This is a genomic window from Kitasatospora sp. NPDC057936 (assembly GCF_042887525.1).
In the GTDB taxonomy this organism is placed as follows: Bacteria; Actinomycetota; Actinomycetes; order Streptomycetales; family Streptomycetaceae; genus Kitasatospora.
In genome coordinates this window covers 126,368-153,198 of the sequence record NZ_JBHVPD010000003.1, presented here as the reverse complement: position 1 = coordinate 153,198, position 26,831 = coordinate 126,368, and the positions used below count along the sequence as shown (strand labels likewise).

26 protein-coding genes are annotated in these 26,831 nt (G+C 70.3%); 15 read left to right on the top strand and 11 right to left on the bottom strand.

What is annotated here, in order from left to right:
• Position 1 precedes the first annotated feature (1 nt).
• Positions 2-688, bottom strand: coding sequence for a TetR family transcriptional regulator (locus tag ACFVU9_RS02935; RefSeq protein WP_387589248.1), 687 nt, complete (start codon positions 686-688; stop codon positions 2-4).
• A 169-nt stretch (positions 689-857) separates the two neighbouring features.
• On the opposite strand from ACFVU9_RS02935, the gene ACFVU9_RS02930 reads away from it, so the two are divergent.
• The 3 genes from ACFVU9_RS02930 to ACFVU9_RS02920 all read left to right on the top strand — a co-directional run bounded on the left by ACFVU9_RS02930 (position 858) and on the right by ACFVU9_RS02920 (position 2,392).
• Complete coding sequence (locus ACFVU9_RS02930) at positions 858-1,013, top strand: hypothetical protein (RefSeq protein ID WP_380439356.1); 156 nt, start codon at positions 858-860, stop codon at positions 1,011-1,013.
• Between the two features lie 87 nt (positions 1,014-1,100).
• A complete protein-coding gene (locus ACFVU9_RS02925; protein ID WP_380439354.1) occupies positions 1,101-1,385 on the top strand; it encodes a hypothetical protein in 285 nt (94 codons plus the stop codon).
• Between the two features lie 125 nt (positions 1,386-1,510).
• Positions 1,511-2,392, top strand: coding sequence for a metallophosphoesterase family protein (locus tag ACFVU9_RS02920; protein ID WP_380439352.1), 882 nt, complete (start codon positions 1,511-1,513; stop codon positions 2,390-2,392).
• Between the two features lie 174 nt (positions 2,393-2,566).
• Here ACFVU9_RS02920 and ACFVU9_RS02915 read toward each other — a convergent pair whose 3' ends face one another.
• From ACFVU9_RS02915 to ACFVU9_RS02885, 7 genes are all read right to left on the bottom strand, one after another.
• Positions 2,567-5,149, bottom strand: coding sequence for an FtsX-like permease family protein (locus ACFVU9_RS02915; RefSeq protein ID WP_387589243.1), 2,583 nt, complete (start codon positions 5,147-5,149; stop codon positions 2,567-2,569).
• Positions 5,146-5,901, bottom strand: a complete 756-nt coding sequence (locus ACFVU9_RS02910) for an ABC transporter ATP-binding protein (RefSeq protein ID WP_380493467.1) — start codon at positions 5,899-5,901, stop codon at positions 5,146-5,148. Before ACFVU9_RS02910 ends, ACFVU9_RS02915 begins: the two co-directional genes overlap by 4 nt.
• The gene (locus ACFVU9_RS02905; RefSeq protein ID WP_380439346.1) at positions 5,898-6,185 is read right to left on the bottom strand and encodes an SHOCT domain-containing protein; all 288 of its coding nucleotides are present in this window, start codon (positions 6,183-6,185) and stop codon (positions 5,898-5,900) included. Before ACFVU9_RS02905 ends, ACFVU9_RS02910 begins: the two co-directional genes overlap by 4 nt.
• Positions 6,186-6,459: 274 nt before the next feature.
• Entirely contained in the window at positions 6,460-7,137 is a 678-nt protein-coding gene (locus tag ACFVU9_RS02900) for a response regulator (protein ID WP_387589239.1), read from the bottom strand.
• Positions 7,134-8,423: a sensor histidine kinase gene (locus ACFVU9_RS02895; protein ID WP_380506523.1), complete on the bottom strand. Its 1,290-nt coding sequence runs from the start codon at positions 8,421-8,423 to the stop codon at positions 7,134-7,136. The genes ACFVU9_RS02900 and ACFVU9_RS02895 overlap by 4 nt, the downstream gene beginning before the upstream one ends.
• A gap of 115 nt (positions 8,424-8,538) precedes the next feature.
• Positions 8,539-11,187, bottom strand: a complete 2,649-nt coding sequence (locus tag ACFVU9_RS02890) for an ATP-dependent Clp protease ATP-binding subunit (RefSeq protein ID WP_387589342.1) — start codon at positions 11,185-11,187, stop codon at positions 8,539-8,541.
• Between the two features lie 85 nt (positions 11,188-11,272).
• Positions 11,273-11,965: a VIT family protein gene (locus ACFVU9_RS02885; RefSeq protein WP_380506526.1), complete on the bottom strand. Its 693-nt coding sequence runs from the start codon at positions 11,963-11,965 to the stop codon at positions 11,273-11,275.
• A 484-nt stretch (positions 11,966-12,449) separates the two neighbouring features.
• Here ACFVU9_RS02885 and ACFVU9_RS02880 point away from each other — a divergent pair, with 484 nt between their 5' ends.
• Complete coding sequence (locus ACFVU9_RS02880; RefSeq protein ID WP_387589234.1) at positions 12,450-13,091, top strand: hypothetical protein; 642 nt, start codon at positions 12,450-12,452, stop codon at positions 13,089-13,091.
• A 237-nt stretch (positions 13,092-13,328) separates the two neighbouring features.
• On the opposite strand, the gene ACFVU9_RS02875 is transcribed toward ACFVU9_RS02880, so the two are convergent.
• Positions 13,329-14,441 (bottom strand): MrcB family domain-containing protein, encoded by a 1,113-nt coding sequence (locus ACFVU9_RS02875; protein ID WP_387589231.1) that lies wholly within the window; start codon positions 14,439-14,441, stop codon positions 13,329-13,331.
• 1,168 nt (positions 14,442-15,609) lie between these two features.
• On the opposite strand from ACFVU9_RS02875, the gene ACFVU9_RS02870 reads away from it, so the two are divergent.
• The 3 genes from ACFVU9_RS02870 (at position 15,610) to ACFVU9_RS02860 (ending at position 18,881) form a co-directional block, all read left to right on the top strand.
• Positions 15,610-17,712 carry a hypothetical protein gene (locus tag ACFVU9_RS02870; RefSeq protein WP_387589228.1) on the top strand — a complete coding sequence of 701 codons (2,103 nt, stop codon included), beginning with the start codon at positions 15,610-15,612 and terminating at the stop codon, positions 17,710-17,712.
• Positions 17,713-17,888: 176 nt separating this feature from the next.
• The gene (locus ACFVU9_RS02865; protein ID WP_387589225.1) at positions 17,889-18,323 is read left to right on the top strand and encodes a GntR family transcriptional regulator; all 435 of its coding nucleotides are present in this window, start codon (positions 17,889-17,891) and stop codon (positions 18,321-18,323) included.
• A 6-nt stretch (positions 18,324-18,329) separates the two neighbouring features.
• Positions 18,330-18,881, top strand: coding sequence for an HD domain-containing protein (locus ACFVU9_RS02860; RefSeq protein WP_387589222.1), 552 nt, complete (start codon positions 18,330-18,332; stop codon positions 18,879-18,881).
• On the opposite strand, the gene ACFVU9_RS02855 is transcribed toward ACFVU9_RS02860, so the two are convergent.
• The gene (locus ACFVU9_RS02855) at positions 18,878-19,351 is read right to left on the bottom strand and encodes an NUDIX hydrolase (protein ID WP_387589219.1); all 474 of its coding nucleotides are present in this window, start codon (positions 19,349-19,351) and stop codon (positions 18,878-18,880) included. The genes ACFVU9_RS02860 and ACFVU9_RS02855 overlap by 4 nt on opposite strands.
• Positions 19,348-20,121, bottom strand: coding sequence for a helix-turn-helix domain-containing protein (locus ACFVU9_RS02850; protein WP_387589216.1), 774 nt, complete (start codon positions 20,119-20,121; stop codon positions 19,348-19,350). Before ACFVU9_RS02850 ends, ACFVU9_RS02855 begins: the two co-directional genes overlap by 4 nt.
• 953 nt (positions 20,122-21,074) lie before the next feature.
• Between ACFVU9_RS02850 and ACFVU9_RS02845 the strand changes: the two genes are divergently transcribed.
• The 8 genes from ACFVU9_RS02845 (at position 21,075) to ACFVU9_RS02810 (ending at position 26,828) form a co-directional block, all read left to right on the top strand.
• The gene (locus ACFVU9_RS02845; protein WP_387589213.1) at positions 21,075-21,323 is read left to right on the top strand and encodes a hypothetical protein; all 249 of its coding nucleotides are present in this window, start codon (positions 21,075-21,077) and stop codon (positions 21,321-21,323) included.
• Entirely contained in the window at positions 21,320-21,718 is a 399-nt protein-coding gene (locus tag ACFVU9_RS02840) for a WhiB family transcriptional regulator (RefSeq protein WP_387589210.1), read from the top strand. Before ACFVU9_RS02845 ends, ACFVU9_RS02840 begins: the two co-directional genes overlap by 4 nt.
• 101 nt (positions 21,719-21,819) lie before the next feature.
• A complete protein-coding gene (locus tag ACFVU9_RS02835; RefSeq protein ID WP_387589207.1) occupies positions 21,820-23,319 on the top strand; it encodes a DUF2637 domain-containing protein in 1,500 nt (499 codons plus the stop codon).
• A gap of 18 nt (positions 23,320-23,337) precedes the next feature.
• Positions 23,338-23,547: a hypothetical protein gene (locus ACFVU9_RS02830; RefSeq protein WP_387589204.1), complete on the top strand. Its 210-nt coding sequence runs from the start codon at positions 23,338-23,340 to the stop codon at positions 23,545-23,547.
• A gap of 14 nt (positions 23,548-23,561) precedes the next feature.
• A complete protein-coding gene (locus ACFVU9_RS02825; protein WP_387589202.1) occupies positions 23,562-23,792 on the top strand; it encodes a hypothetical protein in 231 nt (76 codons plus the stop codon).
• 46 nt (positions 23,793-23,838) lie between these two features.
• A complete protein-coding gene (locus ACFVU9_RS02820) occupies positions 23,839-24,396 on the top strand; it encodes a hypothetical protein (RefSeq protein ID WP_387589200.1) in 558 nt (185 codons plus the stop codon).
• 130 nt (positions 24,397-24,526) lie between these two features.
• The gene (locus ACFVU9_RS02815; protein WP_387589197.1) at positions 24,527-26,452 is read left to right on the top strand and encodes a hypothetical protein; all 1,926 of its coding nucleotides are present in this window, start codon (positions 24,527-24,529) and stop codon (positions 26,450-26,452) included.
• A 1-nt stretch (position 26,453) separates the two neighbouring features.
• Positions 26,454-26,828 (top strand): hypothetical protein, encoded by a 375-nt coding sequence (locus ACFVU9_RS02810; protein WP_387589195.1) that lies wholly within the window; start codon positions 26,454-26,456, stop codon positions 26,826-26,828.
• Positions 26,829-26,831: the final 3 nt, after the last annotated feature.

Here is a 26,831-nt window from a genome sequence, read left to right as displayed (position 1 = left end):
CTCAACTCCTCTGCCAGTGGCGCCGACCGACGCTGATCAGGCGCAACTGCAGCCGGGCCGTCGCGGCGATCCGCCCTTCGCGGCCCGGATCGGCCTCCTGGGCCTCCAGCGCTTCCAGGAACGCGGCGGCCGTGGACACCATGTGGTCCACGTACAACTCGGCGAGCATCCGCAGGTCACCCTCGCTCCAGCCCGCCGAGACCGGCTGGAGCCCGAGCGCCGCACCCACCTCCGCCGCGAAACGGCCGAGTTCGGCGTCGATCGCCTCCCGCACCCGCCGGACACCGCCGTGCCGCTCGCGCGCGAGGAAGCGCACGTGCGCACGGCTCTCGCGGACGTGCCGCTGGATGACGTCGACCGCGCGGTCGATCAGCTCCTCGGCGCCGCCCTCCCCGACGAGCACCGAGCGGATCATGAGGTGCAGGCTCGCCAGCGACTCCTCGACCAACGCGACGCCGAGCGCGGCGAGGTCCGGGAAGTGCCGGTAGAACGCGGCCGGCGACAGCCCGGCGGCGCGGGTGACCTCGCGGACGCCGAGGCTCGCGAGATTCTGATCGGCCAGCAGGCGCAGGCCTGCATCCAGCAGCGCCCGGCGGCTCTGCTGCTTCTGGGCCTGTCTGACGCCGACAGTCTCGGGCTGCTCGGCCCCTGCGCTCCGGGGCGACTCGGCCCCCTCGGTGTGATTCACGCCATTCAGTAAACAACTGTTTGCCGAACCTGGCCAGCCCGGCGTAGAGTGAGGCCAACTCGGTGAACACTTGTCAACCGAAACCGGGGTCAGGCTCGACGCCGAGACTGAACCCGACGTCGAACCCGACGTCGAAACCGAAGCCGAAACCGGAAAGGACTGGTCGGCCGTGATCCTGCTCTCCGCCCTCGTCGCCATGGGTGTCCTGATCGGCGCCGCCGCACACACCTCGCTCCCGGTCTTCCTCACCGCCTCCGCCGCCATCACCGCCTGGCTGCTCGCCTTTGGCGCCCGCGAGGGCATCGCCCGCCTGCGGCAGCGCTGAGCCCCTGCCGCCCTCGGCTCCTTCCGACCCAGCTCCTTTCTCCGCCCCTTTCACCGCTCCTTTCACCCGAGAGGACCCGCCACCGTCATGAGCACCGTCACCGACCACCAGCCGGCCACCGCGAGCCAAGCGACCGTCACCGAGGCCGACAACCTCGCCGTCGCCTCCTTCCTGCTCGGCCTCCCCGGCCTGCTGATCTTCAACATCGTCCTCGGCCCGCTGGCCATCGTCCTCGGCACGCTCGCCCTGGTCCGCGGCACCCGGCGGCGTGGCCGGGCGGTCCTCGGCCTCGTGCTCGGCGTCGCCGCGCTCGCCGTCTTCACCGCCACCACCGTCTCGGCGCACGGCGTGATCATGGAGTTCGGCTCCTGAACCGGACCCCCAGCTCCTGAGCCCGGCCGCGTCCCCGCGCGCCGCTGAGCTCCGCGGTTCCGCCCCGCGAACCCGGCCCTGCCCCGTACTGTGGCGGCATCGACCGGTGACCACAGGGGGCAGGAGTGACGACCGAGTACGGCAGCGGAGCGCAGCCGGGGAGCGGCGCGGCGGGCGGGAGGCTGCTCGCCGTCAGCGACCTGCACATCTCCTACGAGGAGAACCGCGGCCTGGTGGAGAAGCTCCAACCCACCAGCCCCGACGACTGGTTGATCGTCGCCGGTGACGTCGCCGAGCTCTCCACCAGCATCGAGTGGGCGCTCGGACTGCTCGCCGAACGCTTCGCCCGCGTGGTGTGGGCCCCCGGCAACCACGAGCTGTGGACCCACCCCGAGGATCCGGTGCAGCTGCGCGGCGTGGCCCGCTACGAGCACCTGGTCGCCATGTGCCGCCGGCTCGGGGTGCTCACCCCCGAGGACCCGTACCCGGTCTGGCAGGGTGCCGGCGGGCCGGTCGCCGTCGCCCCGCTCTTCCTCCTCTACGACTACTCCTTCCGTGCGCCGGGCACGACCACCAAGGAGGAGTCCCTGGCGGCCGCCTACGAGAGCGGCATCGTGTGCGCGGACGAGCGGCTGCTGCACCCCGATCCGTTCCCGGACCGCGACTCCTGGTGCCGCGAGCGCGTCCGGCTGACCGAGCAGCGGCTCGCGGCCTGCGACCCGGACCTGCCGCTCGTCCTGGTCAACCACTACCCGCTGGTCCGCCACCCCACCGAGATCCTCTGGTACCCCGAGTTCGCCCAGTGGTGCGGCACCGAGCTGACGGCCGACTGGCACCGCCGCTTCAACACCGCCGCGATGATCTACGGCCACCTCCACATCCCGCGCAAGACCAGCTACGACGGCGTGCCCTTCGAGGAGGTCTCGCTCGGCTACCCGCGCGAGTGGCGCCGCCGCGGCCTGCCGGACCCGCTGCTGCGGGAGGTGTTCCCGCGGGCGGCGGACTGACGTCCCGGCCGGGTGCCGGGTCGGTGCCTTCTCCTGGGGGCGTTCGCCATGTCCGTTCCTTGGCTCTCCTTTCGCTGAGCCCTTCCTCGTCCTGGGCCCTTCTTCGCTGTCGGCCCTTCTCCGGCCTGGGCTCTTCTTCGGTCACCTCCCTGTGGTCCCGCGCTCTCCCGCCGGTCAGTCCGTGGCGATCGCCCGCAGGATGTCCAGCCGTGCCGCCCGGCCCGCCGGACGGAGCCCGGCCACCGCGCCCGCCAGCAGACCGGCCGTCAGGACCACCGCCAGTTGCACCGGCGGTATCGCGAACGAACCCGTCCCCGCGCTGTCGGAGGCCCGCACGAGCGCCCAGCCGAGGAAGGCCCCGAGGCCGAGCCCGCCGACCGTCCCGAAGGCGGCCACCAGCACCGACTCCCAGCGCACCATGCCCCTCAGCTGCGCCCTGGTCTGGCCGACCGCCCGCAGCAGGCCCAGCTCCCTGGTCCGCTCGTGCACCGCCAGCGTCAGCGTGTTGGCGATGCCCAGCAGCGCGATCAGCACCGCCAGCGCCAGCAGGGCGTAGACCACCGAGAGCATCGTGTCGACCCCGGCGACCGCACTCGCCGCGTACTCCGCCCGGTCCTGCACCTGCGGACCGCCGTACGGGACCAGCGCCTGCTGCACCGCCGCCTTGCCGGCCGCCGGGGAGACGCCGGCCCGCAGCCCGACCGCGACCAGGGTGTCGCTGTCCTGCCCCCGGTGGGGCGCCCAGGCCTGGCGGGTCATCAGGTAGTCACCTGCCAGCCCGCCGCCCTCGTAGAGCGCGCGGATGGTGAAGGGACCGCTCGCGCCGTCCGCGAAGCCGACCGTCACGCTCTGGCCGAGCTTCCAGCCCTGCTGCTCCGCCTCGCCGCGGGAGACCGCCAGTCCGTCCGTGCCGAGGGCGTCCAGCGAGCCCTCGACCCGGCCGAGGTCGACGATCCCGACCAGGCGGGCCGGATCGGTGACGTCCAGCACCCGGCCGTGACCGTCGATCCGGGCCACGCCGCGGCCGAGGCCGACCGTCTGCCGCACCTCGGGCAGTCCCGCGAGCGCGTCGGCCGCCTTGGGGCTGATCCCGCTGCCGCCCGCGCCGAACGACGGTGCGGTGGCGGCGAGATCGCCCGCGAAGGACTTGTCGACCGTGTCGTCCAGGGTGGCCTTGATCGACGCACCGAAGACGGTGAACAGCGTCACCACCGCGACCCCGATCATGAGCGCGCTCGCCGTGGCCGCCGTCCGGCGCGGGTTGCGGGCCGCGTTGCGACGGGCCAGGGTGCCGGAGACCCCGCGCAGCCGGGGCAGTGGCGCGCCCAGGACCCGTACCGCGAACGCCGCCGCGACCGGCCCGAGCACCACCACGCCGACCAGCACCGCGAGCGCCCCGCCGGCCGTCAGGAGCACCGACGGACCGTCCGTGGCACCGAGCACCGCCGCCGGCACCCCGCCCGCGATCAGCAGGCCCCCGAGCAGCACCCGCAGGACGCCCGAACGCCCCTGGGCCGCCCGGTCGACGCCGGTCTCGCGCAGCGCCGCCAGCGGTGCCGTCCGCCCGGCCCGCACGGCGGGCAGCAGCGCCGAGCCCACCGCGACCAGCGTCCCGACCGCGAGCGGCAGCACCACCGCGGCGGTGCTGATCACCATGCCGCCGGTCGGCAGCGCGAAGCCGAGCGCCGAGAACAGCGCCTTGAGCCCGGTCGCCACCCCGATCCCGCCCAGCAGCCCGCCGAGCGAGGCCAGCACGCCGACCGCCAGGGCCTCGGCGAGCGTCGCCGCGAGCACCTGGCCGCGGACCGCGCCGAGCGCCCGCAGGAGCGCGTTCTCCCTCGTCCGCTGGGCGACCACGATCGCGAAGGTGTTGTGGATGGTGAACGTGGCCACCAGCAGTGCGATCCCGGCGAAGACCAGCAGCAGCGTGGTGAACATGCTCAGGAAGCGCCCGGACAGCTGCTGGGTGCTCTCCCGGGTGGCCGCCGCGCCGGTGACCGCCTGCACCCCGGCCGGCAGCCGCGGCGCGATCCGGGCCGCCAGCTCCTGCTGGGAGACCCCGCCCGTCGCGCGGACCTGGATCGAACTGGCCTGCCCCGCGCCCTCGGGAGTGAGGTGGCGCTCGGCGTCCGCGAACGTCATCGCCGTGAACGTGCTCGGCCCCATACCGTCCGCACTCGCGCCGAAGGTCGCGATGCCGACGACGGTGACCGGCACCGGATCGGGCGTGCGCAGCACGGTGGTTGAACCGACGTGCAGCCCACCGCTCTTGGCGGCCCCCCGGTTGATCACGACCTCGCCCGGGGCGGCCGGTGCCCGGCCCTCGGCCAGCCGGTACGGGTTGAGCCGACCGTCGGCGAGCCAGTTCCCCGCGAGGGTGGGCGGGCCCTGGCCACCGATCGGTCTGCCGTCGGCGCCGACGAGTTGGCCCGCGCCCTGGACGGACGGCTCGGCGGCCGCGACCCCGGGCACGGCGCGCAGCCGGTCGGCGAGCGCCGCGTCCACCGGTGCCCGGACACCGCCGGCCGTCCCCGGGGAGTCGAGCACGTCGGCGCTGCGCACGACGACGTCGGTGCCCGCGTTGGCATCGGCGAACAACGTGTCGAAGTTGGCCCGCAGGGTGTCGCCCAGCACCATCGTGCCGGTGAGGAAGCTGACGCCGAGCAGGATGGACAGGAGCGTGCCGGCCAGCCGCCGCTTGTGAGCGCGCAGCGAGCGCAGGCCGAGGCGCAGCACGACCGGGTCGAGGACCGTCACGACCGCCCCCGTTCGAAGGCCTTCATCCGGTCCAGCACCAGCCCGGACGTGGGCCGCTCCATCCGGTCCACCAGGCGTCCGTCGGCGAGGAACAGCGCCTCGTCGGCGTACCCGGCCGCCGTCGGGTCGTGGGTGACCATGACGACGGCCCGGCCCATCTCGTCCACCGCGCGGCGCAGCAGGCCGAGGACCTCGCCGCCGGTGCGGGAGTCGAGGTTGCCCGTCGGCTCGTCGGCGAAGACCACCTGCGGCCGCCCGGCCAGCGCCCGGGCCACCGCGACCCGCTGCTGCTGGCCGCCGGAGAGCTCGCTCGGCCGGTGGTGCAGCCGGTCGCCGAGGCCGACGACGTCGATGAGGGTCGTCAGCCAGGCCTCGTCGGGGGCGGCCCCGGCGAGGTCCAGCGGAAGGGTGATGTTCTCCCGGACGGTGAGCGTGGGCACCAGGTTGAACGCCTGGAACACGAAGCCGAGCCGCTCCCGGCGCAGCAGCGTGAGCCGCCGGTCGCCCAGTGGGCCGAGCTCGGTATCCCCGATCCACGCGCGGCCGGCCGTGAGGGTGTCGAGGCCGGCCGCGCAGTGCATCAGGGTGGACTTGCCCGAGCCGGACGGTCCCATGATCGCGGTGAAGCGCCCGGCCGGGAACTCCACCGTGACGCGGTCCAGCGCCCGGACCTCCGTGCCGCCGACGCCGTAGACCTTCACGGCGTCGGCGACCCGGGCGGCGGTGCCGTGCAGGACGTCGAGGGTCGTCACTTCCCGGCACCTCCCCCCGCCCCGTCGCGCGGCGACCGCGGCGACTCGCTGAGCACGGCCCGCTTCGAGCGGTACTCCTCGGCGTCGATGTCGCCCTCGGCGTAGCGGCGGCCGAGGACGGCCAGCGGGTGGTCGGCGCCCGCGCGGTACCCGCAGCCGCGGCGCCAGACCGTCCGGCGCAGTACGAAGATCACCAGGAACACGACGGCGATCCAGATCAGCGGGAAGAACAGGATCCAGGGACCGGGCCCGTGCCCGTCCCAGTCGGCGAGCAGCGTGTACATGGGTGGTTCATCTCCTCGGCGTGAGGCCTCCAGGACCTCGGGCGGTTTCCCGAGGTGACTAGAGCGTCCCGCCGGGCGGTCTCATCACGCGTCCCACCGGCAGAGGCAGTTGGGGTACTCCCGAGGGAGTACGAGCGGGCTGCGACACGCCGGGGAGGAAGTAGCCGGAGCGGAAGCAGCCGGGAGGAAGTAGCCGGAGAGGGACGAAACGTCGCCGGAGAGGCGGCGGCCAGGGGCGGCCCGGCCACCAGGAGGAGCGCCGGGCCCCGGACGCTCAGCCCAGCCAGCCCGGCCGCACGAGCCCCGACTCGTAGGCGAGCACGACGAGTTGTGCCCGGTCCCTCACGCCGAGCTTCACCATCGCCCGGCTGACGTGCGTCTTCGCCGTCAGCGGGCTCACCACCAGCCGCCGAGCGATCTCCTCGTTCGACAGCCCCATCCCCACGAGCGCCAGCACCTCGCGCTCCCGCTCGGTGAGCCCGGAGACGTCCGCCAGCCCGGCCGGCCCCGCCTCCGGCGCCTTCGAACGGGCCGCGAACTCGCCGATCAGCCGCCGCGTCACGCCCGGGGAGAGCAGCGCGTCCCCCGCGACGGCGACCCGGATCGCGCGGAGCAGGTCGGCCGGGTCGGTGTCCTTGACCAGGAAACCCGCGGCCCCCGACCGCAGCGCCTCGAAGACGTACTCGTCCAGCTCGAAGGTGGTCAGCACGACCACCCGGACGGAGGACAGCGAAGGGTCCTCGGCGATCCGCCTGGTCGCCTCCAGGCCGTCCATCCGCGGCATCCGGATGTCCATCAGGACGACGTCCGGCACGAGTTCGCGGGCGAGCAGCACCGCGGCCTCGCCGTCGTCCGCCTCCCCGACCACGGTGATGTCGTCCTGCAGCGACAGCAGGGCCCGGAAGCCCGCCCGCACCAGCAGTTGGTCATCCGCCAGCAGTACCCGGATCACTCGCCCTCCGCCTTCGGTGTCGGCAGCTCCGCCCGTACCCGGAAGCCGCCGCCCGGCAGCGCTCCCGCGGAGATGGTGCCACCGAACGCGCCCGCCCGTTCCCGCATGCCGGCCAGCCCGCTGCCCGATCCGCCGGCGTCGCCGAGCACCGCCGGGCCCGGGTCCTCGACCCTGACGACGAGCGCCTCCGGATCCGTCCAGTCCAGGACGACGACCGCCTCGCGCGCCGCCGAGTGCCGGACGACGTTGGTCAGCGCCTCCTGGACGATCCGGAAGGCGGTGAGGTCGGCCGCGGCGCTCAGGGGCCGCCGGTCGCCCAGCTCGTGCACCTCGGCCGTGAGCCCCACCCGGTCGGCCTGGTCGGTGAGTTCGTCGAGCCGGGCCAGCCCGGGCGCCGGGCCGCGCGGCGCCGCCCCGGGCCCGCGCAGCGTCGCGAGCACCTGGCGGACCTCGCCGAGCGCCTCCTTGCTGGTCGACTTGATGGTGGCCAGCGCCGCGCGGGCCTCCTCCGGCCGCTGGTCCAGCAGCGCGAGCCCGACCCCCGCCTGGATGTTGATCAGCGACAGGCTGTGGGCCAGGATGTCGTGCAGCTCCCGGGCCATCTTGAGCCGTTCCTCGTTGGCCCGGCGCTGCTCCAGCTGCTGCCGGTAGGCCCGGTGGGCGGCGATCCGCTCGCGCCGGAACCGGATGATCTCGGCGATCGCCAGCACGAGCAACAGCCAGGCCAGCAGGCCGAGTTCCTGCTGCCACGAGAACGCCGTGCGCGGCACGCGCTGCCAGCCGTCCGGCAGCACGAAGGTGACCAGGACGTGCACCAGGTACACCCCAACCATCCCCGCCCAGGCCGCCCTGCGGCGCCCGCAGGCGATCGCCGAGCAGCAGGCGATCAGCCAGCTCGCGAACACCGGCCCGTACGGGTACCCGGCGGCCAGGTACCCCGCGGTGACGACGGAGGTGCCCGCCACCGCCGGCACCGGCCGGCTGCGGCACACCACCAGCAGGGCCGGGCCGAGCAGCAGCAGGACGTAGCCGAACGCGTCCAGCGGGACCCGCCCGCTCTGGTGCCGCCCGGCGAACGACGACCCGACCACCTGCACCACGGCGACGCCCACCGCGAGCCCCAGCGACCGGCCGCCCCAGGCACCCCGCACCCACGGCGGACGCCACGGCTCGGGCGGCGGCCCGGCCGGACCGTCGGCGGGCGTGGGGCCGTCCGCGGCACCGGGCTCGGCCCCGCTCCGACCGGGCGGCCGCTCCGACGGCGGCGGGGACATCGGCGGCATCATGCCCGGAAGGCTAGACCCGCGCCCCGCCCGCGCGCGTCCTCCACCAGTGGCGTTCGGGCGTACTCCCCCGGGAGTACGCCCCTGCGGGCCACGCCCGGGACCCGGCCGCCGCGGCTCACCCCCTCGCAGCCGCGCCGGCCTCCGCATCGGCCGCCCTGGCCCCGGTCCCGACCCCAGTCCCGGCTCCGGTCCCAGCTCCGGTCCCGGCTCCGGTCCCAGCTCCGGTCCCAGCTCCGGTCCCGGCCCCGACCGCCGCCTTCGCCTCCGCCTCGTCGAAGGTCGCCGACGGCTCCGGCCGCGCCAGTGTGACCACCAGACCGCCCTCCCCCACGTCCGCGATCAGCGTGTCCCCTTCCCGCACCGTGCCGTCCAGCAGCAGGTTGGACACCCGGTTGTCCAGCTCCGACTGGATCGTCCGACGCAGCGGCCGGGCCCCGAACTCCGGCTGGTAACCCCGGTTGACCAGGAACTCCTTGGCCGCCCCGGTCACCTCCAGCCGCACGTCCTGCGCCTTCAGCCGGCGCCGGCTGCGCTCCAGCAGCAGGTCGACGACGGACAACAGGTCCTTGCGCGTGAGCGCGTGGAAGACGATCACCTCGTCGATCCGGTTGAGGAACTCCGGCCGGAAGTGCAGGCGGAGGTCCCGCATGAGGTCGTCACGGATCTCGTCGACGTTCCCCGCGTGGTCGAGGATCCGCTGCGAACCGATGTTGCTCGTCATGATCACCACGGTGTTGCGGAAGTCGACCGTACGCCCCTGGGAGTCGGTCAGCCGCCCGTCGTCCAGCACCTGGAGCAGCAGGTTGAAGACGTCCGGGTGCGCCTTCTCCACCTCGTCGAACAGCAGCACGCTGTACGGCTTGCGGCGCACCGCCTCGGTGAGCTGCCCGGCCTCGTCGTAGCCGACGTACCCGGGCGGCGAGCCGACCAGCCGGGAGACGGTGTGCTTCTCCTGGAACTCGCTCATGTCGAAGCGGACCATGCGGTCCGGGTCGCCGAACAGCAGCGCCGCCAGCGCCTTCGCGAGCTCCGTCTTGCCGACGCCGGTCGGCCCGAGGAAGAGGAAGGAACCGGTCGGCCGCTCGGGGTCGCCCATCCCGGCCCGGCCGCGGCGCACCGCCTGGGACACCGCGGTGACCGCCTCGTCCTGGCCGATCACCCTCTCGTGCAGGTGCTCCTCCAGCTTGAGCAGCCGCTCCCGCTCGGTCGCGTTCAGCTCCGCCACCGGGATGCCGGTCCGGGAGGAGAGCACCTGCGCGATGTCGTCCGCGGTGACCGCGACGACCTCCTCACGGGACTCGGCGACCGCCGCCAGCTCGTCCTCGGTCTGCCGCAGTTCGGTCTTCAGGTTGGCGGCCCGCACGAATTCCTCGTCCGCGACAGCCTCCTCCAACTCCCGCTTGAGCTTAGTGATCCGGTCCTGCACCGAGGTCGCCGCGGTCGAACCGGACAGGCTGCGCAACCGCACGCGCGCGCCCGCCTGGTCCAGCAGGTCGATCGCCTTGTCAGGCAGGAAGCGGTCACTGACGTACCGGTCCGAGAGCGTCGCCGCCGCGTCCAGCGCATCGTCGCCGAACCGCACCTGGTGGTGCGCCTCGTACGCGTCGCGCAGCCCCCGGAGGATCTCCACGGTCTCCTCGACGCTCGGCTCCGGCACCAGCACGGGCTGGAAGCGGCGCTCCAGCGCGGCGTCCTTCTCCACGTGCTTGCGGTACTCGTCCAGCGTCGTCGCCCCGACCACGCTCAACTCGCCGCGCGCGAGGGCCGGTTTGAGGATGTTGCCGGCGTCCATCGAACCCTCGCCGCCACCGCCCGCGCCGACCACCGTGTGCAGCTCGTCCAGGAACAGGACCACGCTCTTCTCGGCCGCCGTGACCTCGTCGATCACGTTCTTCAGCCGCTCCTCGAACTCGCCCCGGTACTTCGAGCCCGCCACCAGCGCGGTCAGGTCCAGGGTGACCACGCGCTTGTCCCTGAGGCTCTGCGGCACGTCCCCCGAGACGATCCGCTGCGCCAGCCCCTCCACGATCGCCGTCTTGCCGACGCCCGGCTCGCCGATCAGCACCGGGTTGTTCTTGGTGCGGCGGGACAGGATCTCGACGGTCTGCTCGATCTCCTCGGCCCGCCCGACCACCGGGTCCAGCCGGCCCGAACGGGCCTCCTCGGTGAGGTCCCGCCCGTACTCGTCGAGCGTCGGCGTCCCGCTCGGGTGCGCGCCCGTACTGCTGCGCTCCCCGCCGAAGCCCCGCCCGTCCAGCACCGTCTTCAGCGCCTCCTGCGAGGGCGCCGCGTTGCGCAGCGCCGCCCCCGCGCCCGAGCGCTCCTGGTCCAGCAAGGCGCCAAGGATGTGCTCCGGACCGATGTACGACGCCCCCGCCGCCTGCGAACGGGCGTGCGCCGCGAGCAGCGCGCGCTTGGCCGAGGGCGTGAGAGCCGGCTGCCCGTCCACCGCCGGCACGGGGCCGGACGGCAGCGCCTGCTCCAGGTCCGCGGACAGCTCGTCCGGATCGATGCCCGCCCGCTCCAGCATCCGGCGCGAGGGCTCCACCCGGGTGGCCGCCCAGGCCAGGTGCGCGGTGTCGAGGTCGCTGCTCCCGTCCTCCGCCGCGCGGTGCGCCGCCATCGCCAGCAGCTCCTGCGACGACTCGCTCAGCAACCGGCCGATCGGCACCCGCTGAACGGCGGGCGGGGAGGCCAGCGGACTCATCCCGAAGAACCGGCTGAGCAGGTCGGAGAACGGATCGCTGGATCCGAACGGGGGCATGGTCACGACGGCTCACCTCTCCCAAGCGGTTTGCTGCCACACAAACACAGGCCGTGGCGGCCCGCCTCCGGAAGCTCCGGCACGCTCACCCGGTGAAGCGGTCCAACAACACGCCCCCGCTGTACGTCACCGCCATCGCCAGCAGCCCGCCCGCGACGTTGCGCAGCACCGCACGCGCCGGACCCGCCCCGCCGAGCCGGGCGCTCGTCCACCCGGACAGCGTCAGCGCCGCCACCACCGCCGCCACCGTCACCGGCAGCCGCCACGACTCCGGCGGCAACAGCACCGCCAGCAACGGGACCAGCGCCCCGAGGGTGAACGCGGCGGCACTCGCCAGCGCCGCCTGCCACGGATCGGTCAGCACCTGCGGGTCGATGCCGAGCTCGGTCTGCGCGTGCGCGGCGAGGGCGTCCCGCTCGGTCAGCGCCACCGCCACCTCACGGGCGAGCCCGTCCGTCAGCCCGCTCCCCCGGTAGTAGTCCGTCAGCTCGTCGAGCTCCCCCTCCGGATCCTCCGCCAGCTCCCGCCGCTCCTTCGCCAACGCGGCCCGCTCGGTGTCCCGTTGGGTGCTGACCGAGACGTACTCACCGGCCGCCATCGACATCGCCCCCGCGAGCAGCCCCGCGACCCCCGCCGCCAGCAACGCCGTCCGCGACCCCGCCGCCCCCGCGACACCCGTCACGATCCCCGCGGTCGACACCACCCCGTCATTGGCCCCGAGCACCGCGGCCCGCAACCAGTTCAACCGCGCCGACAACGCCGCCCGCGACTCGTCCACCCCCCGATCCTCACCCGCCCCAACACCCCCCGCCACCCACAGCAGCCCCCACCCGACGGACCAAAATGAGCCCCTCACCACCACGCCCCACAACGCCGAAGGGCCGGCCCAGGAATGACTCCTGAACCGGCCCTTCGAGACAACTGGTGGGCGCGGACGGTTTCGAACCGCCGACATCTGCTTTGTAAGCTCGTTCGACCGCTCGAACAGGCTCAACGAAGCCGCGCATCCCTCCCTGCGGCCGGACGTTGGCAGACTTCCCTGCCGCCCCATGTACGTCGTTGTTGCCGTCAGGATTTGCCGTCAGCGGAGTCCAGAGGTCGCTCCCGTGAGACTGATGACACCACGTACCGCCGCCATGCGCGCGTCCCACCTGCACCCCGCCTGTGCTCGGCTTCTGGCTGAAGTCGCCACTTCCCAACTAGCCTATGCGCCCTGTTGATCATTCAAGGAGGGTGCGATGAGACGCGGGAAGTCGACAGCCGTGGCCATCAGTGTGGTGATCGCCATCGGAGGGCTCCTAGTCGCCATCCATCTCAGGCATGAGATCCATTGGGGCGACGCCCCAACGTGGACTGCGGCTGTAGCGGCGGTTGTCGCAGGCATCTATGCCGTTAAGACCTTCACCAGTCAGAACGAGCAGCTCAAGGAACAGCAGGACTACATCTCGAAGCAGTCAGAGCTGATTGAGCAACAGATGGAAGTCATCACGTTGGAGCGAGACGAGCGACGCTCCGCTCAGGCGCGGCAGGTGATCCTGGCTCCGCGCCCTGTGGCCCTGGACCCAGAGAAGCCTGGATACTTCCGTGCTGCCGCTGTCGTGGAGAATGGAAGTGACTCACCGATAAAGGCAGCCAGTCTGAACTTTGGTTCCATTCCAGCCAGTTCTGCACGTCTGACGCGCATCTCGCAGAGTGGCACTGACACTCGAGAGACAGTGGCGTCAATTCCCGTGCCAGTTGTCGGACCAGGCGTGCGATTTCTTTTCGAGGTGTGGCATACGTCCGTCGATCTTCTGCGCGGCGAAGCTCCGTCGGTGACCTTCGAGGATGCCGCTGGCAGGCATTGGACCTTGGACGAGCACCAGGACCTGAAACTAGTCCTTTCGAGGCCCACAGCCAGCTAACTACCGCCCCGTACCTGTCAGCACTTCCCCAGCTGGGCGGGCGACTCCCTCCTCGATCGGGCACGCCCTCGGGCGACCGGTCCAAGAGGGTGCCGCCCGCGCCCCGACCACGATCGCTAGAACGGAGCCCCCCGAGAGGAGCAGCCGCCCGGCGGCCTGCCTGTCCTGGGGCTCACCTATCCTGCTGGCTCCCCAGCCACCGCACGCCGGCGCCCGCGACCGACCGCGCCCCGCGCACTAGAGACCGGTCGTGTAGAGGTAGGAGACGACCGTCAGGTCGTTCTCCTCGATCGTCCAGGGGGAAGTACAGCTCAGAACCCCGCCCGTAGCTACCGCCAGCGCGGACGTGCGATCAAGGTCGATGGAGTGCACAACGACCAGGGCATTGTGAGGGGCCAAGGCCCGCTGGCGCTCGACCTCGGCCCTCGTCAGAACGACCTGGCCTCCCTCGGAAGTGGTGCCCTTGACCTCCGCGTGGAGCCTCTCCTCGCCCCGGCTGAGGAGCAGATCGAAGGACTCCTTGGCGCCGACGTCCTTGACCTCCCAGCCCTGGGCCTCAAAGTAGTCCGTGGCCATCCGCACCGCCCTCAGCTCGACGGCGCGCCGCTCGTCGACGGTCAGTCGGAAGCCCTGGCCCCTCGCGCCCTTCGACGGGCGGGTACGGCGACCGGCTGCCCGAGCCGCTACCTCGACGGTCTCCAGGACCTCCGGCGCGGCCTCCCCCGGGATGTGCAATGCGGTCGCCTCACCCCGGTACACCTCGGCCAAGAGGGAGGTCATGAAGAGAACATCGGCAATGAGGGTCTCCTGGTCGGGGATGCGATCGCGCAGGTACTCAATGGCCACAACGTTGCCGGCCTCGTACCCAGCACCAAGGTGAGACTTCCGGGCTTGCAGATCGATGTTCTGGACGAGGTCATTTCTGGCGCTGGCGCTGGCGGCAATCAAGGGGCGAGCCCACACGACACGGGCCCGCAACTCCTCCGGCTTCCGGGGCGCAAAGTCCGTACCGGTCCAGACCGTTGTGCCCTGGTTCAGCGACAGGTAGACCCTGTCACCCGAGGAGCTGAAGAGGTAGACGATGTACCAACCGGTCGTCGCGCTCGGAGACCTGTCCTGCGAGAAGACCCGAGTCCAGGGGATCTCCGTCTTCAGGCCGGTACCGTCCCGCCCCTCGATCCCAACGTCCTCGACCGGCGTCCCCAGGGTCTCAGCTATCGCTTCGACGTGAGCCGCCAGCTGAGCTGACAGCTCCTTACGGACAACCACGCCGCGGCGCTTCATCTCTGTCGTGTTCTGCGCCGACCACACCCGCTGGAGGTCAAGGACCTCTCCCATGAGGACATCCACACACGGCAGCGTAGCTACGCCCGCTGACAGCATCTTCAGGTAAGTACCCCAAATCACGCACTGCCACCTGCACGTTGGCGGGACCTCTGGTCAATGCCACCTTCCGCGCTGGCAGCATCGACAACTCCTTCCTCCCGAATGAGGTCCGGGCCGAGTGGCCACCTGCGCTACGGCACAAACATGCAGGTCAGAGCGTCGGACGCCGTTGGTTACGGCAGTCCTGGTGGCGGCTAAGCCGCAGCATCTTCTCCCAGAGCTCTCCCCAGAACGTGGGCCGTGAGGGGCTGGCTGGCGGTGTGCGCCGCACCCATGAGGTAGGCGCACGACAGCCTCCATGGTCAGACCCATAGGCACCCTCACGACGGCTTCGGTGAGGTGCGCGCCGCCCCAACGGAGCCTCACCTGCTGGGCGCGGGTGTATCTCCCTCACCTGCTTCCGAGGTGACCCGACCTTGCTTCGACACGACCTGCACGAGCATCCCAAGGACCGCTCGGGCGGCGTTACGCCTGTATGTGCGCCGGGACCACACCGCAGGAAGAACTACGCCTACGACCACGATGACGCCCAGGAGCGTCAAGATGAGGAGCAACGCGACGGCCGAAGTCGGCATCTGCCCAAGCACAGTCAAAGCGACCTACCTCCAGGTTCGATGTACCTCTGCGCAACTGATCTGCGCTGAGTCAGACTGTGGAGGTACGCAGAAGGGCTCTGGAGCCGCTAGTCACAAAACGGCAGGTCAGAGACTCATAAGAACCATCCGGAGACGGATGCCAGACGGATGCCGGACGGGCAGCGGCAAGGAGAGCGCTGGTGGACTCCAGGGGCGCCATCGAACGGTTCACAGAGGAGCTGGGAGGCCTCTACGCAGCTGCAGGAAGGCCACCACTGGACTCGGTGATCAGTAGAGCCGCGAAGGCAGCCCCTCCGACACGCCTGAATACTTCTTCTGTCAACGAGTGGATCAACGGAAAGTCAATTCCTGCTCGACAACAAGAACTTACCATCCTGGTGCGGGTCCTGGGATCTTGGAATAATTCAGGCGAGGTAGCGTGGGAAAAGTCTCCCAGAACTGGGAGGGAGGCACATTTTGAGCGCCTTCGCCTCGCTGCTCGATCTGAGAAGAGAACTAAGCGAAGTGACGCCGTTCCGGCAGGCGGAACAACTTCGTTGAAAATGGCCCTGGACAGTCCTTATGCCCTAGAGGTGCATAAACCAATCGTAATTGACGGAGCCCCTGCAGGCTTGCCTGCATACATGGCGCGCGCACACGACGGCGCCCTCCGTTCTGCCCTGCTCGGCAAAAATCCACAACTAATTGTTCTTGTTGGAGGGTCCTCAACCGGAAAGACGAGGGCTGCATACGAGGCCATCAAGGAACTGCCTCAAGGGTGGAGCTTTTATCACCCCATTGCACCCAGCAAGCCGGAAGCGCTTCTCGCCTTTCTGGAAGGTGGGGCGCGTCCAGAAAAGACAGTGGTCTGGCTCAATGAGCTTCAAGACTATCTTTTTCCGCCCATCATGGGAGAGCGTGTCGCCGCGTCGCTTCGAGTGGCGTTGTCTCGAAAGTCTGAAACTCTTTTCATTGGGACCATGTGGCCAATTTATTGGCGGGAAGTCATGACCCAAGCATCGCCAGCGGAGGATCGCTTTAGCCAATCCCGTGCGCTGCTCTCTGGCATGACGCACAGGATTGACATTACGCCAGACTTTCCTAATTCCATGCTAGAGGAGCATGCGCGCCTGGATAGCAGGGTAAGAATTGCAGTCGACCTTTCAAATGGAAGAGTGACCCAGTACCTTGCAGCTGGACCCGCCCTGCTTGAGTTCTTCAAAGACTCCCGCGAAGTTTCGCCGACCGCATGGGCAGTGCTTAGTACAGCCATGGACTGGTCGGCGATGAGCGGATTGAACACGGCAACCCCAGAATTCCTGCGCAGTGCCGCGCCCGGATATCTTACGGAAGAGGAGTGGGGCGCCACAGATGCGGAATGGTTCAGTCAGGCTACTGATCTACTAGGGCGGCAGCTCAAGGGTGCTACCGCGCCTCTTGCGCGCCTGAGATCGCAGAGAGGAGCTAGCGGGGATTTCACATACAAGCTGGCTGATTACCTAATTCAGCATGCCCAGCAAGAGCGAAAGCGCTCCCCGGCTCCGGAAAGCTATTGGCGCGCGGTGGGCAGGCTGGATGGCGACCTAAGTTTGCCGTATGACATCATTTGGGCCGCCGAAGATCGCGGAAAGGATGCGCTGGCAGCAAGGCTCTGGGAGCCCCTTGCTGTATGCGGCGACCCTGTAGCGATTACAAGCCTGCTCAGGAACCCGACAGCCAACCCAAAAGTGGTCCGCGAACTGCTAGATCGGGCAATAGAAGAGCTTGATTACTCGAACCCTGAAGATATCGGGTTCATGATCTGCCAGCTCCAAGAAGTTGCCGATCATGAAGAGCTAGTAAGTGAGCTGGCCGGGTTCATTAGTCAGTGCATCCCATCTCTGGGAGCTGGCCCCGCCTTCGAGTGTGCAGTAATTCTGGAAACGCTCGGCGATTGGGGGTTTCATGATGCAGTTTCAGAGTTCTCGATGACATTGGCAGAAGAGTGGGTGTACTCCGATTCGGAGGATCCGAGTAGCGCGCTATATCTCATCGAGACCCTAGTTTGCGCTAACAGTAAGCAAGCGCTTGATTCGAGTAGCGTCATCGCGCGGAAATTCCTTGCGAGAAAGGGAGCAAGTATCGGGGATTTGGCATTTCTGGGCGCCGTGGTGAAACATAGAGATAGTCAGCTTTTCGAGGATGTGCTGCAGAGGATTCAGGCCCAGACTGGCGAGGTCGAAGTCCGAGACCTATTGAAATTGAGACCGCTAACCGGGAATTTGATGAGCATGGGGCTAGGTCACCTTGCCCTTGATCTTTTGGGGAAGGCTGCCACCCTAGTAGCCGATCTAGTGATCGACAGCTCGTATGCGCCGCTAGAAATGATCAGTTCTTTCCGGGAGGCCGGGTTGCTAGATGCGGCCGAAAAACTCTCCGAGAGATTCTCGCGGGAATATGATCCTGTAATCTCTGGCGCGGCGGGGCATGTGGCGGTCAAGTTTAAGGAATTGGCCAGCCCAGAGCATTACCGTGTCTACTGTTGCAGGATGGCGGAGAGTGGCCCGATCTTGCCCCTCGGGGAGTCTGAACAACTTGTGGCGTCTTTGCGGGAAATGGAAGGGATGGCTGGTATTTACCTGGCACGAGTCGATGAATTCCTCGCAATGGAGCGGGGGTGAGGGAGCGCACCGGGATGTCATCCGAGGCTTGCAGCGACTCACCCCGTAATCATCGGGCGCCCAACCAGCCCCGCTGGCCCGAGGTCGCCGCGATGGGCGGACAGCCCGGAAGCTGGCGGCCTTGCCCCGGAATCGTTCATCCTGTCTAGGTATCGACCTAGAGAAGGGAGCGACCAGTGCCCGAGCGGAGCCCGCGCGGTACCTACCTGCGGATCGCCGATGCGCTGCGAACCGAGATCAGTGGAGACTCCACAGTGACATCGCTTCCCTCCGAGGCGGAGCTGATGGAGGAACACGGCGTCGCCCGAACCACGGTGAAGCGCGCTCTCGACGTGCTCGTGGCAGAGGGCCTGATTCGGTCGCAGCCCGGCGTTGGATGGGTCGTCGGACGCGCCGAGCCCAAGGTGCCGGTACTCGACCAGCTCACCGCCCTTGCCCGAAAGCTCGACGTCGGGGCCAACTTCCCGTCGGAGAAGGAACTCACCGAGACCACCGGTGCAGCGAGAGGTACCGTCCGGCGCGCCCTCGCGCAGTTGGAGGGCGCCGGGGTCCTCGAAGTGCGCCATGGGAAGGGCCGGACCATCCGCTCCCTGCCCGCCAATCACATCTAGGAGCAGATGCCCGTGTGGGCCTACGACCTTGCCGAGTCCCTGCTGTCCACCGACCTGCCCCGCCGTTGGGCCCACTCCAAGGGGGTGGCCGGCAAGGCGCGCGCCCTGGCCGGGATCCTCGGTCCGGATGCCGAAATGCTGGAGTCGGCGGCCGTCCTGCATGACGTGGGCTACTCGCCGCGGATCGTCGACACCGGGTTTCACCCGCTCGACGGCGCTCGGTTCCTCCGCGCGGAGAACGTGGACGAACGCATCGTGCGGCTGGTCGCCCATCACTCGTGCGCACTGCTCGAAGCTGAGGAGCGCGGACTGCGGCGAGAGCTGGAGGAGGAGTTCCCGCTGGAAGAGCCCCACCTGGTTGACGCTCTGATCTACTGCGACATGACCACCACGCCGGACGGCACGCCGACCACCACGCCCGACCGGATCGCGGAGATCGTTGGTCGGTACGGGCCCGACAGCGTGGTCGGCCGGTTCATCCGCCGCGCTGAGCCGCAGATCGACGCAGCCTCCCGCCGTGTCGAAGGCCGGTTGTTCCAGGTCGGCACGACGGCCTAGCCGATGTAGGGCTGAACCCTGGCCGACTCCAGTCCGTGCTTGATCCGCAATCGCATAGACGGGTGAATGTCTAGGTCATCGAGGTCCGCTGGATCCACCCAGCGGACCTCCTTCGACTCGGAACTCGTCCGCAGGGTGCCACCGATGGGTCGGGCCTTGAAGCAGATGGAGAACTGCTGTCGGACCTCACCGTCGTCGTACGCCATGACGTGTCCAGGGTCCGTATACAAGCCGACGACCGCGGCAACCTCCACGTCAATCCCGGTCTCTTCGAGAACCTCCCGCACCACCGTGTCAGCCACGGACTCGCCGATGTCGTGCCCGCCCCCAGGGAGCGCCCACAGGTCATTGTCGGTCTTGTGGATCAGCAGCAGCCGGCCCTCGGCGTCCGTAACCACGGCGGTGACCGAGGGCACGACGGAGTTCGCCGGCGGGGCGTCCGGATCATGGAAGTAGTCGATGCGGCTCACGCTGCGACCTCACTGTCGAGTTGGGGCGAGGTGATGATTCGGGAGGACTCCCAGATCCGCTCGATGCTCGTCGCGTACGTACTGAACAGCTCGCCGCCAGGCACCTGGGAGAGGTGCAGCACCGGGGCCAGGTAGGCACCGACGCCGTAGACATGCCCGTTCACGAGCAGGTCGTCGTCGGCTCGGTAGAGCGAGTTGTAGAGCGTGGTCGAGTGGAGTCGGAACTCGACTCCCGGGACACCGAACAACGGCGCATAGTTGGCCAACGCGTTGCGGATTTTGCCCGCCATCGCAGGTCCGATGCCCTCGTCCGCGCCTCGTTGGGCGACCTCGATACAGTCAGGGTCGCCCAACATGAGCCGTACGGGCACGCCGGCTTGGGCTTTCTCTCGAATGAGCCGGGCGAACAGCGGGTCCTCCGAGAGCCAGAAGCCGGAGTAGACCACCAAGTCGAAATGCCGGGACGCCTTCGCGTAGAGCGATGTCCACAGCTCCTTCGGCACAACCGCACGATGCGGGTATAGCCGGACCAACTCGGCTCGCCCGGCATCCGCAGCCGCACTGCTGGTCTGCTCGTCTGGCCACAGGTCCGACAGGTCCCGGGTCAGCAGGTTGGCAAGCGCGTACTGGAAGCGCCGATGTGGCCGACGCCCATCCTTCGCTTCCACCCAGCGCTCGACAGTGCGAGTGCTCACGCCCAGTCGTTCGGCGATCTTCTCAAGCGGCAGATTGCTCGCGAGGATCGCGCCTCGCAGCCTCTCGTTTGCCATCTCGCCCTCCCCTGGACGAAGTTGCGGCGCTTGGACGATTCGGGACGCTTTGACGGTAGCGAATCCGGACCGCAACCGTCCAGGCACGCCGTGTTCTGACAGGGCCACAGGCCCGAATCTAGTGATGCGCGGTCGGGACTCCCCGGCCAAACCAAGCGAAGGACTTGACGAAGCGTCGGCTTCTCGGCATCGTAAGAGACATGTTCAACATGTCTCGCATGGCGAGGCAGGCGAACTGACGGCCCTTCTTTGGGCTGCTCTGAGCTGGGCAAATGCGCCCGGAAGTTGGCCCGTCAGGGTCGGCCAGGGAAGCGCAGCTCCTTGAGAACTGAACAGTGATCGTGCGGGACCGACGCGAGGTCGGCGGTCGCGGTGGGCGCCTAGGTTGAGGAACCGGGGGAGAGCCGCCGCGATGTACGAAGCCCTCCCCCTACGCAATGGCGTGCCATCCCCTCCGGGGGTGTGGGGAAGTACAGCGGAGTCCCAACGCACGTGGCGGGATGAGACAGACCGCCCCCGCGGCGACCGGGTGATGTCGTCGGCGGCAGCGAGCCACGCAGCACCCCGTTCTGGGGTGCGCCGCCCTGCTGGTGCTGAGCAGAGAGGAAGCACCGGACCAGGCCCGAGAGACCTGACGCCCGTAGGACGGGCAACCCCAACAGCCAGCCCCGAAAGGGGCTTTGACCTGAGGAGCCTGCCCATGGGCACGGCTCAGACCCATATCCGGCCCCGCCGCTGACAGCGGGCGGGGCTCACCGCTTCTGGTCGCTCACCAGCGATTACGGTTCCCGACGCGCGCCAACCGCCATCACGGCGGCGCGCTCGCGCCGGGTTCCGCGGCTGCTCGTGATTCGACGAGTGGCTGGGCCCGCATCAGGCGGGCCGCCGCGCTCCCGGCCAAGGTACGCGCGGCGGCCCTGCGGGCTCACCTACCAACCACACGAGGTGAACCCATGAAACTGATTGTCGCAGGCCAGGATGCCGCGACGCCGGACGAGTTCGCGGAACTCGCCTTCGGCTTCGGTGTCGAAGCCGAGCTGTTCGCCGGCGTCGAGGGTGAGTCCGCCGACGAGCGGCGGGCCCGGCTCGACGTCGCGCAGGAGGTGCTGCGGGACCTGGAGGGCCCGGCGGCGCGGTTCGCGTCCGGGCTGATGCGCAAGGCCGAGCGCCGCCGGGTGCTCACCTGGAGGGCCGCCGCATGAGCCTTCGCCGCACGCTGTACTTCACGGGCACCCGGGCCCCGCACCGACCCTCCCTTCCGCTGGCCACCCGGCTCGCCGAATACCGGCCGACGCCGGACGGTGACCTGTCCGGGGCCGCCTGCACCGACGCCGACTCCGACCTGTTCTACCCGGAGCCCGACGAGGACACCGAGGTCACGGAGGACATCGCCGCGAAGGCCCGGTGGGCCGAGCGGCGCGCCAAGATGATCTGCGCCGGGTGCCCGGTGCGCACGATGTGCCTGGAACTCGCGCTGGAGCGCCACGAGAAGCACGGCATCTTCGGCGGGCTGAACGCTCGCGAGCGCGCCGCGCTGCACGAGCGCCGCCTGAAGAGCGCCGCCCGCGAGCGGCGCGCCGCCGGGGGTGCCGCGTGACGACGATGATCGCCCCGACGGCCGTTTCAACTCCGGCCGCGACCGCTTCAACTGCGCGGCCCGCCGCTTCAAGCACGTCGGCGACGGCCCCGGGCAGGCTGATGCTGGGGCTGACGGTCCTGGCCGCGGTCGGCGGTTCGGTGCTCGCCGGCATCGGCTTCAGCGGCTCCTACGCCGCCCTGCGGGACCTGGGCTTCAGGCACGGCTTCGGGGACTTCAGCTACGCGTTCCCGGTCGGTGTGGACGCCGGGATCGTGGCCCTGCTGGCGATGGACCTGCACCTGATCCGCAAGGGCACCCCGTGGCCGATGCTGCGGCTGCTGGCCCACGGTTTCACCGCCGCGACGATCTATTTCAACGCCGCGTCGGCCGGGCCGCTGCTGAAGGATCCGACCGGCACGGCGATGCACGCGGTCATCCCGGTCATGTTCGTGGCCGTGGTGGAGGCCGGGCGGCGCCTGGTCATCCGGATCACCCGGATCGAGGCCGGCCACCAGCGCGACGGAGTGCCGCTGCACCGCTGGATCCTCGCCCCGTGGCGAGCGTTCACGATGTACCGGCGGATGCGCCTGAACGGCATCGTGTCCTACTCCCAGGCCGTCCGTCTGGAACAGGACCTGCTCGTCTACGAGGTCATGCTGAAGCGCGAATACGGCGATGACCTGAGGAACGTGCCGCCTGACCTGCTGCTTCCGCTCATCATGCAGCGATTCGGGCTGAGCGTGGACGAGGCCCTGGCCCTGCCGATGGAGGCCGAGGAGCGCGCCCGGCTGCGGACCGAGCGCAAGGACGCGTTCGAGGCCGAGGTGGCCGTCCGGGCCGAGGCCCGCGCCGCCGAGACCCAGATCTCCAGCCTGCGCACGGCGGGCCGGGTGGAGGCCGCGGGGTACGAGGTCGGTGCCGAGACGGCCACCGCCAAGGCCCACGCCCACGCCCGGACTGTCGCCGCCGGCCGCGAGGCCGAGGCCGCCGAGCGGATCGACCACGCCGAGGAGGAGCTGAAGGCCGCGGCGGCCGAGCAGGAGGCTGCCGACGCCCGCCTGCGTGCCGCTGAAACCGACGAGGCCGCCGCTGAAAAGGAGCGCGCCGCCGCTGAAACGCGGCTGCGCACCGCTGAAACGGAGAGCCTGGCCGCCGCCCGGGAGAACGCCGCCGCGGCCGAGCAGGAGGCCGCCCAGGACGCCCGTCTTCGCGCCGCTGAAACGGCCAAGCGCGCGGCTGAAACGGAGGAGGCCGTCGCTGAAACGGCCAGGCGCAAGGCTGAAGCCGAGCGCGACACCGCCGCCGCCAAGCGCGCCCAGGCCGCCGAGGAAGAGGCCACCGCCGAGGCCCGGCGACGTGCCGCTGAAGCCCGCGAGCACGCCGCTGAAACCGAGCTGCGCGCGGTTGAAGCGGAGGACGCCGCGAAGCTGACCCCCGCCGCCCGCGCCACCCGCCGCGTCGCCCGGATGATCCTCGCCGCCGGGGGCAACCCCGAGGCCGTCACCCTCCAGGCCATCGCCGAGGCCCTCGACGTCTCCCTCGCCACCGCCTCCGGGCGCCGCGCCGAGGCCGCCGACCTGCTCGCCTCCGGCTACAACCCCCACGCCCTCACCGCGTAGAACCGGGAGACCGCCGCCATGAGCACCGACCACATCCCCGCCCCGGAGCCGGAGTTCGAGCAGACCCGCGTCCTGGACGTCTTCCCGCTCCACGGCTTCACCTGCGCCCAGACCAGCAACGAGGACGGCACCGTCCGCTGGTGGCACCTCTTCACCCCCGCCGGCCACCTGCTCGGCTCCACCAACCGCCCCGAGCTGATCGGCTCCCTGACCCAGCACACCCGCTGAACCGGAGGCTTCCGATGACCACCGCCACCCCGGCCACCGAGCACACCCACTCGTGGCTGATCACCTTGCAGTTCCCCGTCGGGAACGGCTTCGCCATCGCGACGCGCTCCGGCAACTCGACCTTCCCGCCCGGAAGCCCCCGAGAGCACGCCTACCTCGGCATCCGGGAGTGGCTGGCGCGCCGCGAGCCCCAGCTGCGCGACGCGTCCGTCCTGTTCTTCTCGCTGGAGCCCTACCAGCTCTGACCTCCCGCAGAATCCGCATCCCCCTGATCCAGAAGAGGAGTGCACCGTGGCCGAGCACGATTCGGTCTACAACGACCCCGCCTACGACATCACCTCCGTCCCCTCGTGGAAGTCCCCGCCGTTGCACGGCGCTTACGCCCCGAACGCCCGGTTGTCCGCCCGCGCCAAGGCCGGTATCGGCGCCGGTGTGGTCGTGCTGGCGGCGGCGGGGATGGTGGCCTATTCGAACTACGCGTCGGCCGAGGCCGAGGCGGAGGTTCGCAAGGCGCAGATCGCCTTGGACACGTCGCGGCTGGAGCTGGAGCGGCAGAAGCAGGCCGCCGATCTGGCGAAGGCGGGCGAGCAGGAGACCCCGGTGCAGAAGGCCCGCCGGGAAGCGGTGCAGGCGTGCGTGGCCAAGGCCGGCAACGCCTACAACGCGGTCTCGGAGTGCGGCAAGGCCTACCCCGCGGTGGACGCGCCGGGGATGGTCAACACCTCCCGCAGCGTCACCTCCGACGGGGGCGACGACGGCTCGACGTCCGGCGTCGGCCTGGTCGTGCTCGGGGTCGCCGGGACAGCGGTGGCCGTCGGCTGGACGAAGAAGCACTTCGCCCGCCGGTAACCGATTGTGACCTCCCCCCACCCACCCCCCATCCGGAGAAGCGTCTTCGCCGCCCGCTCATGGGGCGTGGGGGACTGTCTTGCGCTGGGTGGGGGGTGGGTGGGAGGTCACCCAGAGTGAGGAACCTGTGATGGCCACACCCGCCATGCCCGCCGTCCCGCTCCCCCCACCGCGCCCGCCCGCGCCACCGACGGTGGCCCCCGAAACGGCTTCTCCGGCAGGGGCGCCGGGGGCTGCGGCTGCGGACCCGGCCGCGCCGCCGAGCACGCTGCGGGAGATCTTCGCCCCGGTGGAGCCCGCCCGGCAGGCCGAGCCGCTCGGCACCACCGCGGCCCTCGCCCAGAGCCCCGACACCCCGAACCGCACCCGCGCCGCGGGCACCGGTGACCGCGCCACCGACGGCCGGCCCGGTGGGGACGAGCGGCGCGAGGGCGCCGTCGCCACCTTGGTGCGGGCGCTGGCCGAGCGGTGGCGCCGCACCGGCACCACGACCAACATCAAGCGCCAGCACGAGGTCAAGGAGACCCGGGTCTCCGGCACGTCGGCCACCACCACCAACACGAACAAGTCGGACCGGCTCGCCAAGAACGAGCACAGCGCCCAGCACCGCTCCCAGCGCGACGCCAAGCTCGCCGACCTGAACAACAAGAGCGACCAGCGCCAGCACCAGGGCCGCGACCAGCGCGACGTCAAGAAGGCCGATGCCACGGACGCGAAGACGAACGCCAACCGCGACGTGCGCAAGACGGACGCCACCGACGCCAAGACCGCCGACACGAAGAACGCCAAGGCCGACACCTCGACCGCGGCCAAGACCAACCAGGACAACCGCACCGCCACCGATGCCAAGACCGCCGACACCAAGACGTCCAAGGACGACACGTCCACCCGCGCCGGCAGCGACGACAAGAACCACCGCGACACCCGCACCACCAAGTCCTCCACGTCGAAGGACACCCCGGCCAAGGCAACCGGCGCGGGCGACACGAAGCCCGAGACCCCGTCCGGCGGCACCGCCGGGAAGTCGGCAAAGACCCCCGACGAGCCCCGCCCCTCCGGCGGCAGCGCCGGGAAGCCGGACCGCCCGGCGAAGACCGAGGGCACCGAGCCCGGCAGGACGGACGGCAAGCCCGACCGCGCGGACCGCAAGAAGCCCGCCCCGAAGCCCGGCGCCCCCGCCAAGGACCTGACCGACAAGGGCCTGGGCACCAAGTTCGCCGACGCGAAGAGCGCCACGGACACGGAGCGCGCCACGACCCCCGGCACCGCTGCCCGCCCGGCCACCCCGACACCGCCCGCAGCCCCGCCACCCGCCCCTGTGCCGGGCGGAGCGAAGACGCCGTTCACCGCGAAGCCCGAAAGCCCGGCCACCGCGCGCCCGGCAGAGAGGAAACCCATGACCACCCCGAAGCAGGCCCCCGGGACTCCGGCGGTCCCGCCGATGGCCCCGGCCGGCGGCTCGACCGCGGACCTGGCGAAGAAGCCACCCGCCCCCGCGGGCCGCGGCACCACAACCACGCCGCCCCGACCCGCCGTTCCGCCGCGGCCGGCCGTTCCGCCCCAGGCAGGCCCGCAGGACAAGCCCGCCGCCGTCCCCGTCACGGACGTCACGGTCGGCGCGGAGAGCGTCAGCTTCAAAGGCGCTCACGGACAGCCGCTCACCATGAGCCGCGGCGAGGTGCGCACGCTGCGGCAGTTCGAGCAGCGCATGAAGGAGAAGGCCCAGCTCTTGGGGCAGATCGCCGAGGACAGCAAGACCGCCACCGCGCACGCCGTCTCCCACGCCCTGCGCGCCCAGAAGCTCGCCGAGGACGCCAAGGACGTCAAGGGCGGTGCCGCCTTGGTCAACCGGCTGCGGCGCCTCGCCGAACAGGCCGCGGTCCTGCGCTACAAGGCCGAGGCCGCGCAGAAGAGCGCCACCCGCACGGCCGAGGCCGCCAAGGTGCTGGTCACCAACGTGCGGGTGCGTCACGGAGTGATCTACAAGGCCGTGGCCGACAGCCCGCTCACCACGCCCGCCGAACGCGCCTACTACCGCGACCAGCAGGGAGGCTGACATGCCCGCAGACCTGACCCACCGCGAACTGGTCCGCCAAGTGCGGGAACTGTCCCGGGAGTTGCGCCGCGACACCGCCGCGTTCCGGGCCCTGGCCAAGGCCCAGCAGCAGGAAGCCCAGGAGACCGGCCGGATCGCCGACCAGATCGCCGCCCTTCACGTCGACTCCGCCACGATCGCCGAGACCCGCGAGGTCGCGCGGATCATGCAGGGCCTCTCGCAGGCGGCGATCGCCTACGAGAGCGCGGCCGAGGAGGCGGGCCGCTCCGCCGCGGCGACCGAGACGCAGGCCCGCACCGACCACGACGGCATCCAGCAGGCCGTCGACTCCTCGCCCGTCCCCATGGCCGACCGCACCTGGTACACGCAGGAGTAGCAG

Excerpts from the sequence above, each read along its gene's own strand:
- ACFVU9_RS02925 (WP_380439354.1), top strand. The coding sequence starts at position 1,101 with ATGAGCACCGTCACCGACCACCAGCCGGCCACCGCGAGCCAAGCGACC.
- ACFVU9_RS02905 (WP_380439346.1), bottom strand. The coding sequence starts at position 6,185 with ATGTACACGCTGCTCGCCGACTGGGACGGGCACGGGCCCGGTCCCTGG.
- ACFVU9_RS02895 (WP_380506523.1), bottom strand. The coding sequence starts at position 8,423 with ATGATGCCGCCGATGTCCCCGCCGCCGTCGGAGCGGCCGCCCGGTCGG.
- ACFVU9_RS02890 (WP_387589342.1), bottom strand. The coding sequence starts at position 11,187 with ATGCCCCCGTTCGGATCCAGCGATCCGTTCTCCGACCTGCTCAGCCGG.
- ACFVU9_RS02860 (WP_387589222.1), top strand. The coding sequence starts at position 18,330 with ATGCCCGTGTGGGCCTACGACCTTGCCGAGTCCCTGCTGTCCACCGAC.
- ACFVU9_RS02850 (WP_387589216.1), bottom strand. The coding sequence starts at position 20,121 with ATGGCAAACGAGAGGCTGCGAGGCGCGATCCTCGCGAGCAATCTGCCG.
- ACFVU9_RS02845 (WP_387589213.1), top strand. The coding sequence starts at position 21,075 with ATGAAACTGATTGTCGCAGGCCAGGATGCCGCGACGCCGGACGAGTTC.
- ACFVU9_RS02840 (WP_387589210.1), top strand. The coding sequence starts at position 21,320 with ATGAGCCTTCGCCGCACGCTGTACTTCACGGGCACCCGGGCCCCGCAC.
- ACFVU9_RS02835 (WP_387589207.1), top strand. The coding sequence starts at position 21,820 with ATGCTGGGGCTGACGGTCCTGGCCGCGGTCGGCGGTTCGGTGCTCGCC.
- ACFVU9_RS02830 (WP_387589204.1), top strand. The coding sequence starts at position 23,338 with ATGAGCACCGACCACATCCCCGCCCCGGAGCCGGAGTTCGAGCAGACC.
- ACFVU9_RS02825 (WP_387589202.1), top strand. The coding sequence starts at position 23,562 with ATGACCACCGCCACCCCGGCCACCGAGCACACCCACTCGTGGCTGATC.
- ACFVU9_RS02815 (WP_387589197.1), top strand. The coding sequence starts at position 24,527 with ATGGCCACACCCGCCATGCCCGCCGTCCCGCTCCCCCCACCGCGCCCG.
- ACFVU9_RS02810 (WP_387589195.1), top strand. The coding sequence starts at position 26,454 with ATGCCCGCAGACCTGACCCACCGCGAACTGGTCCGCCAAGTGCGGGAA.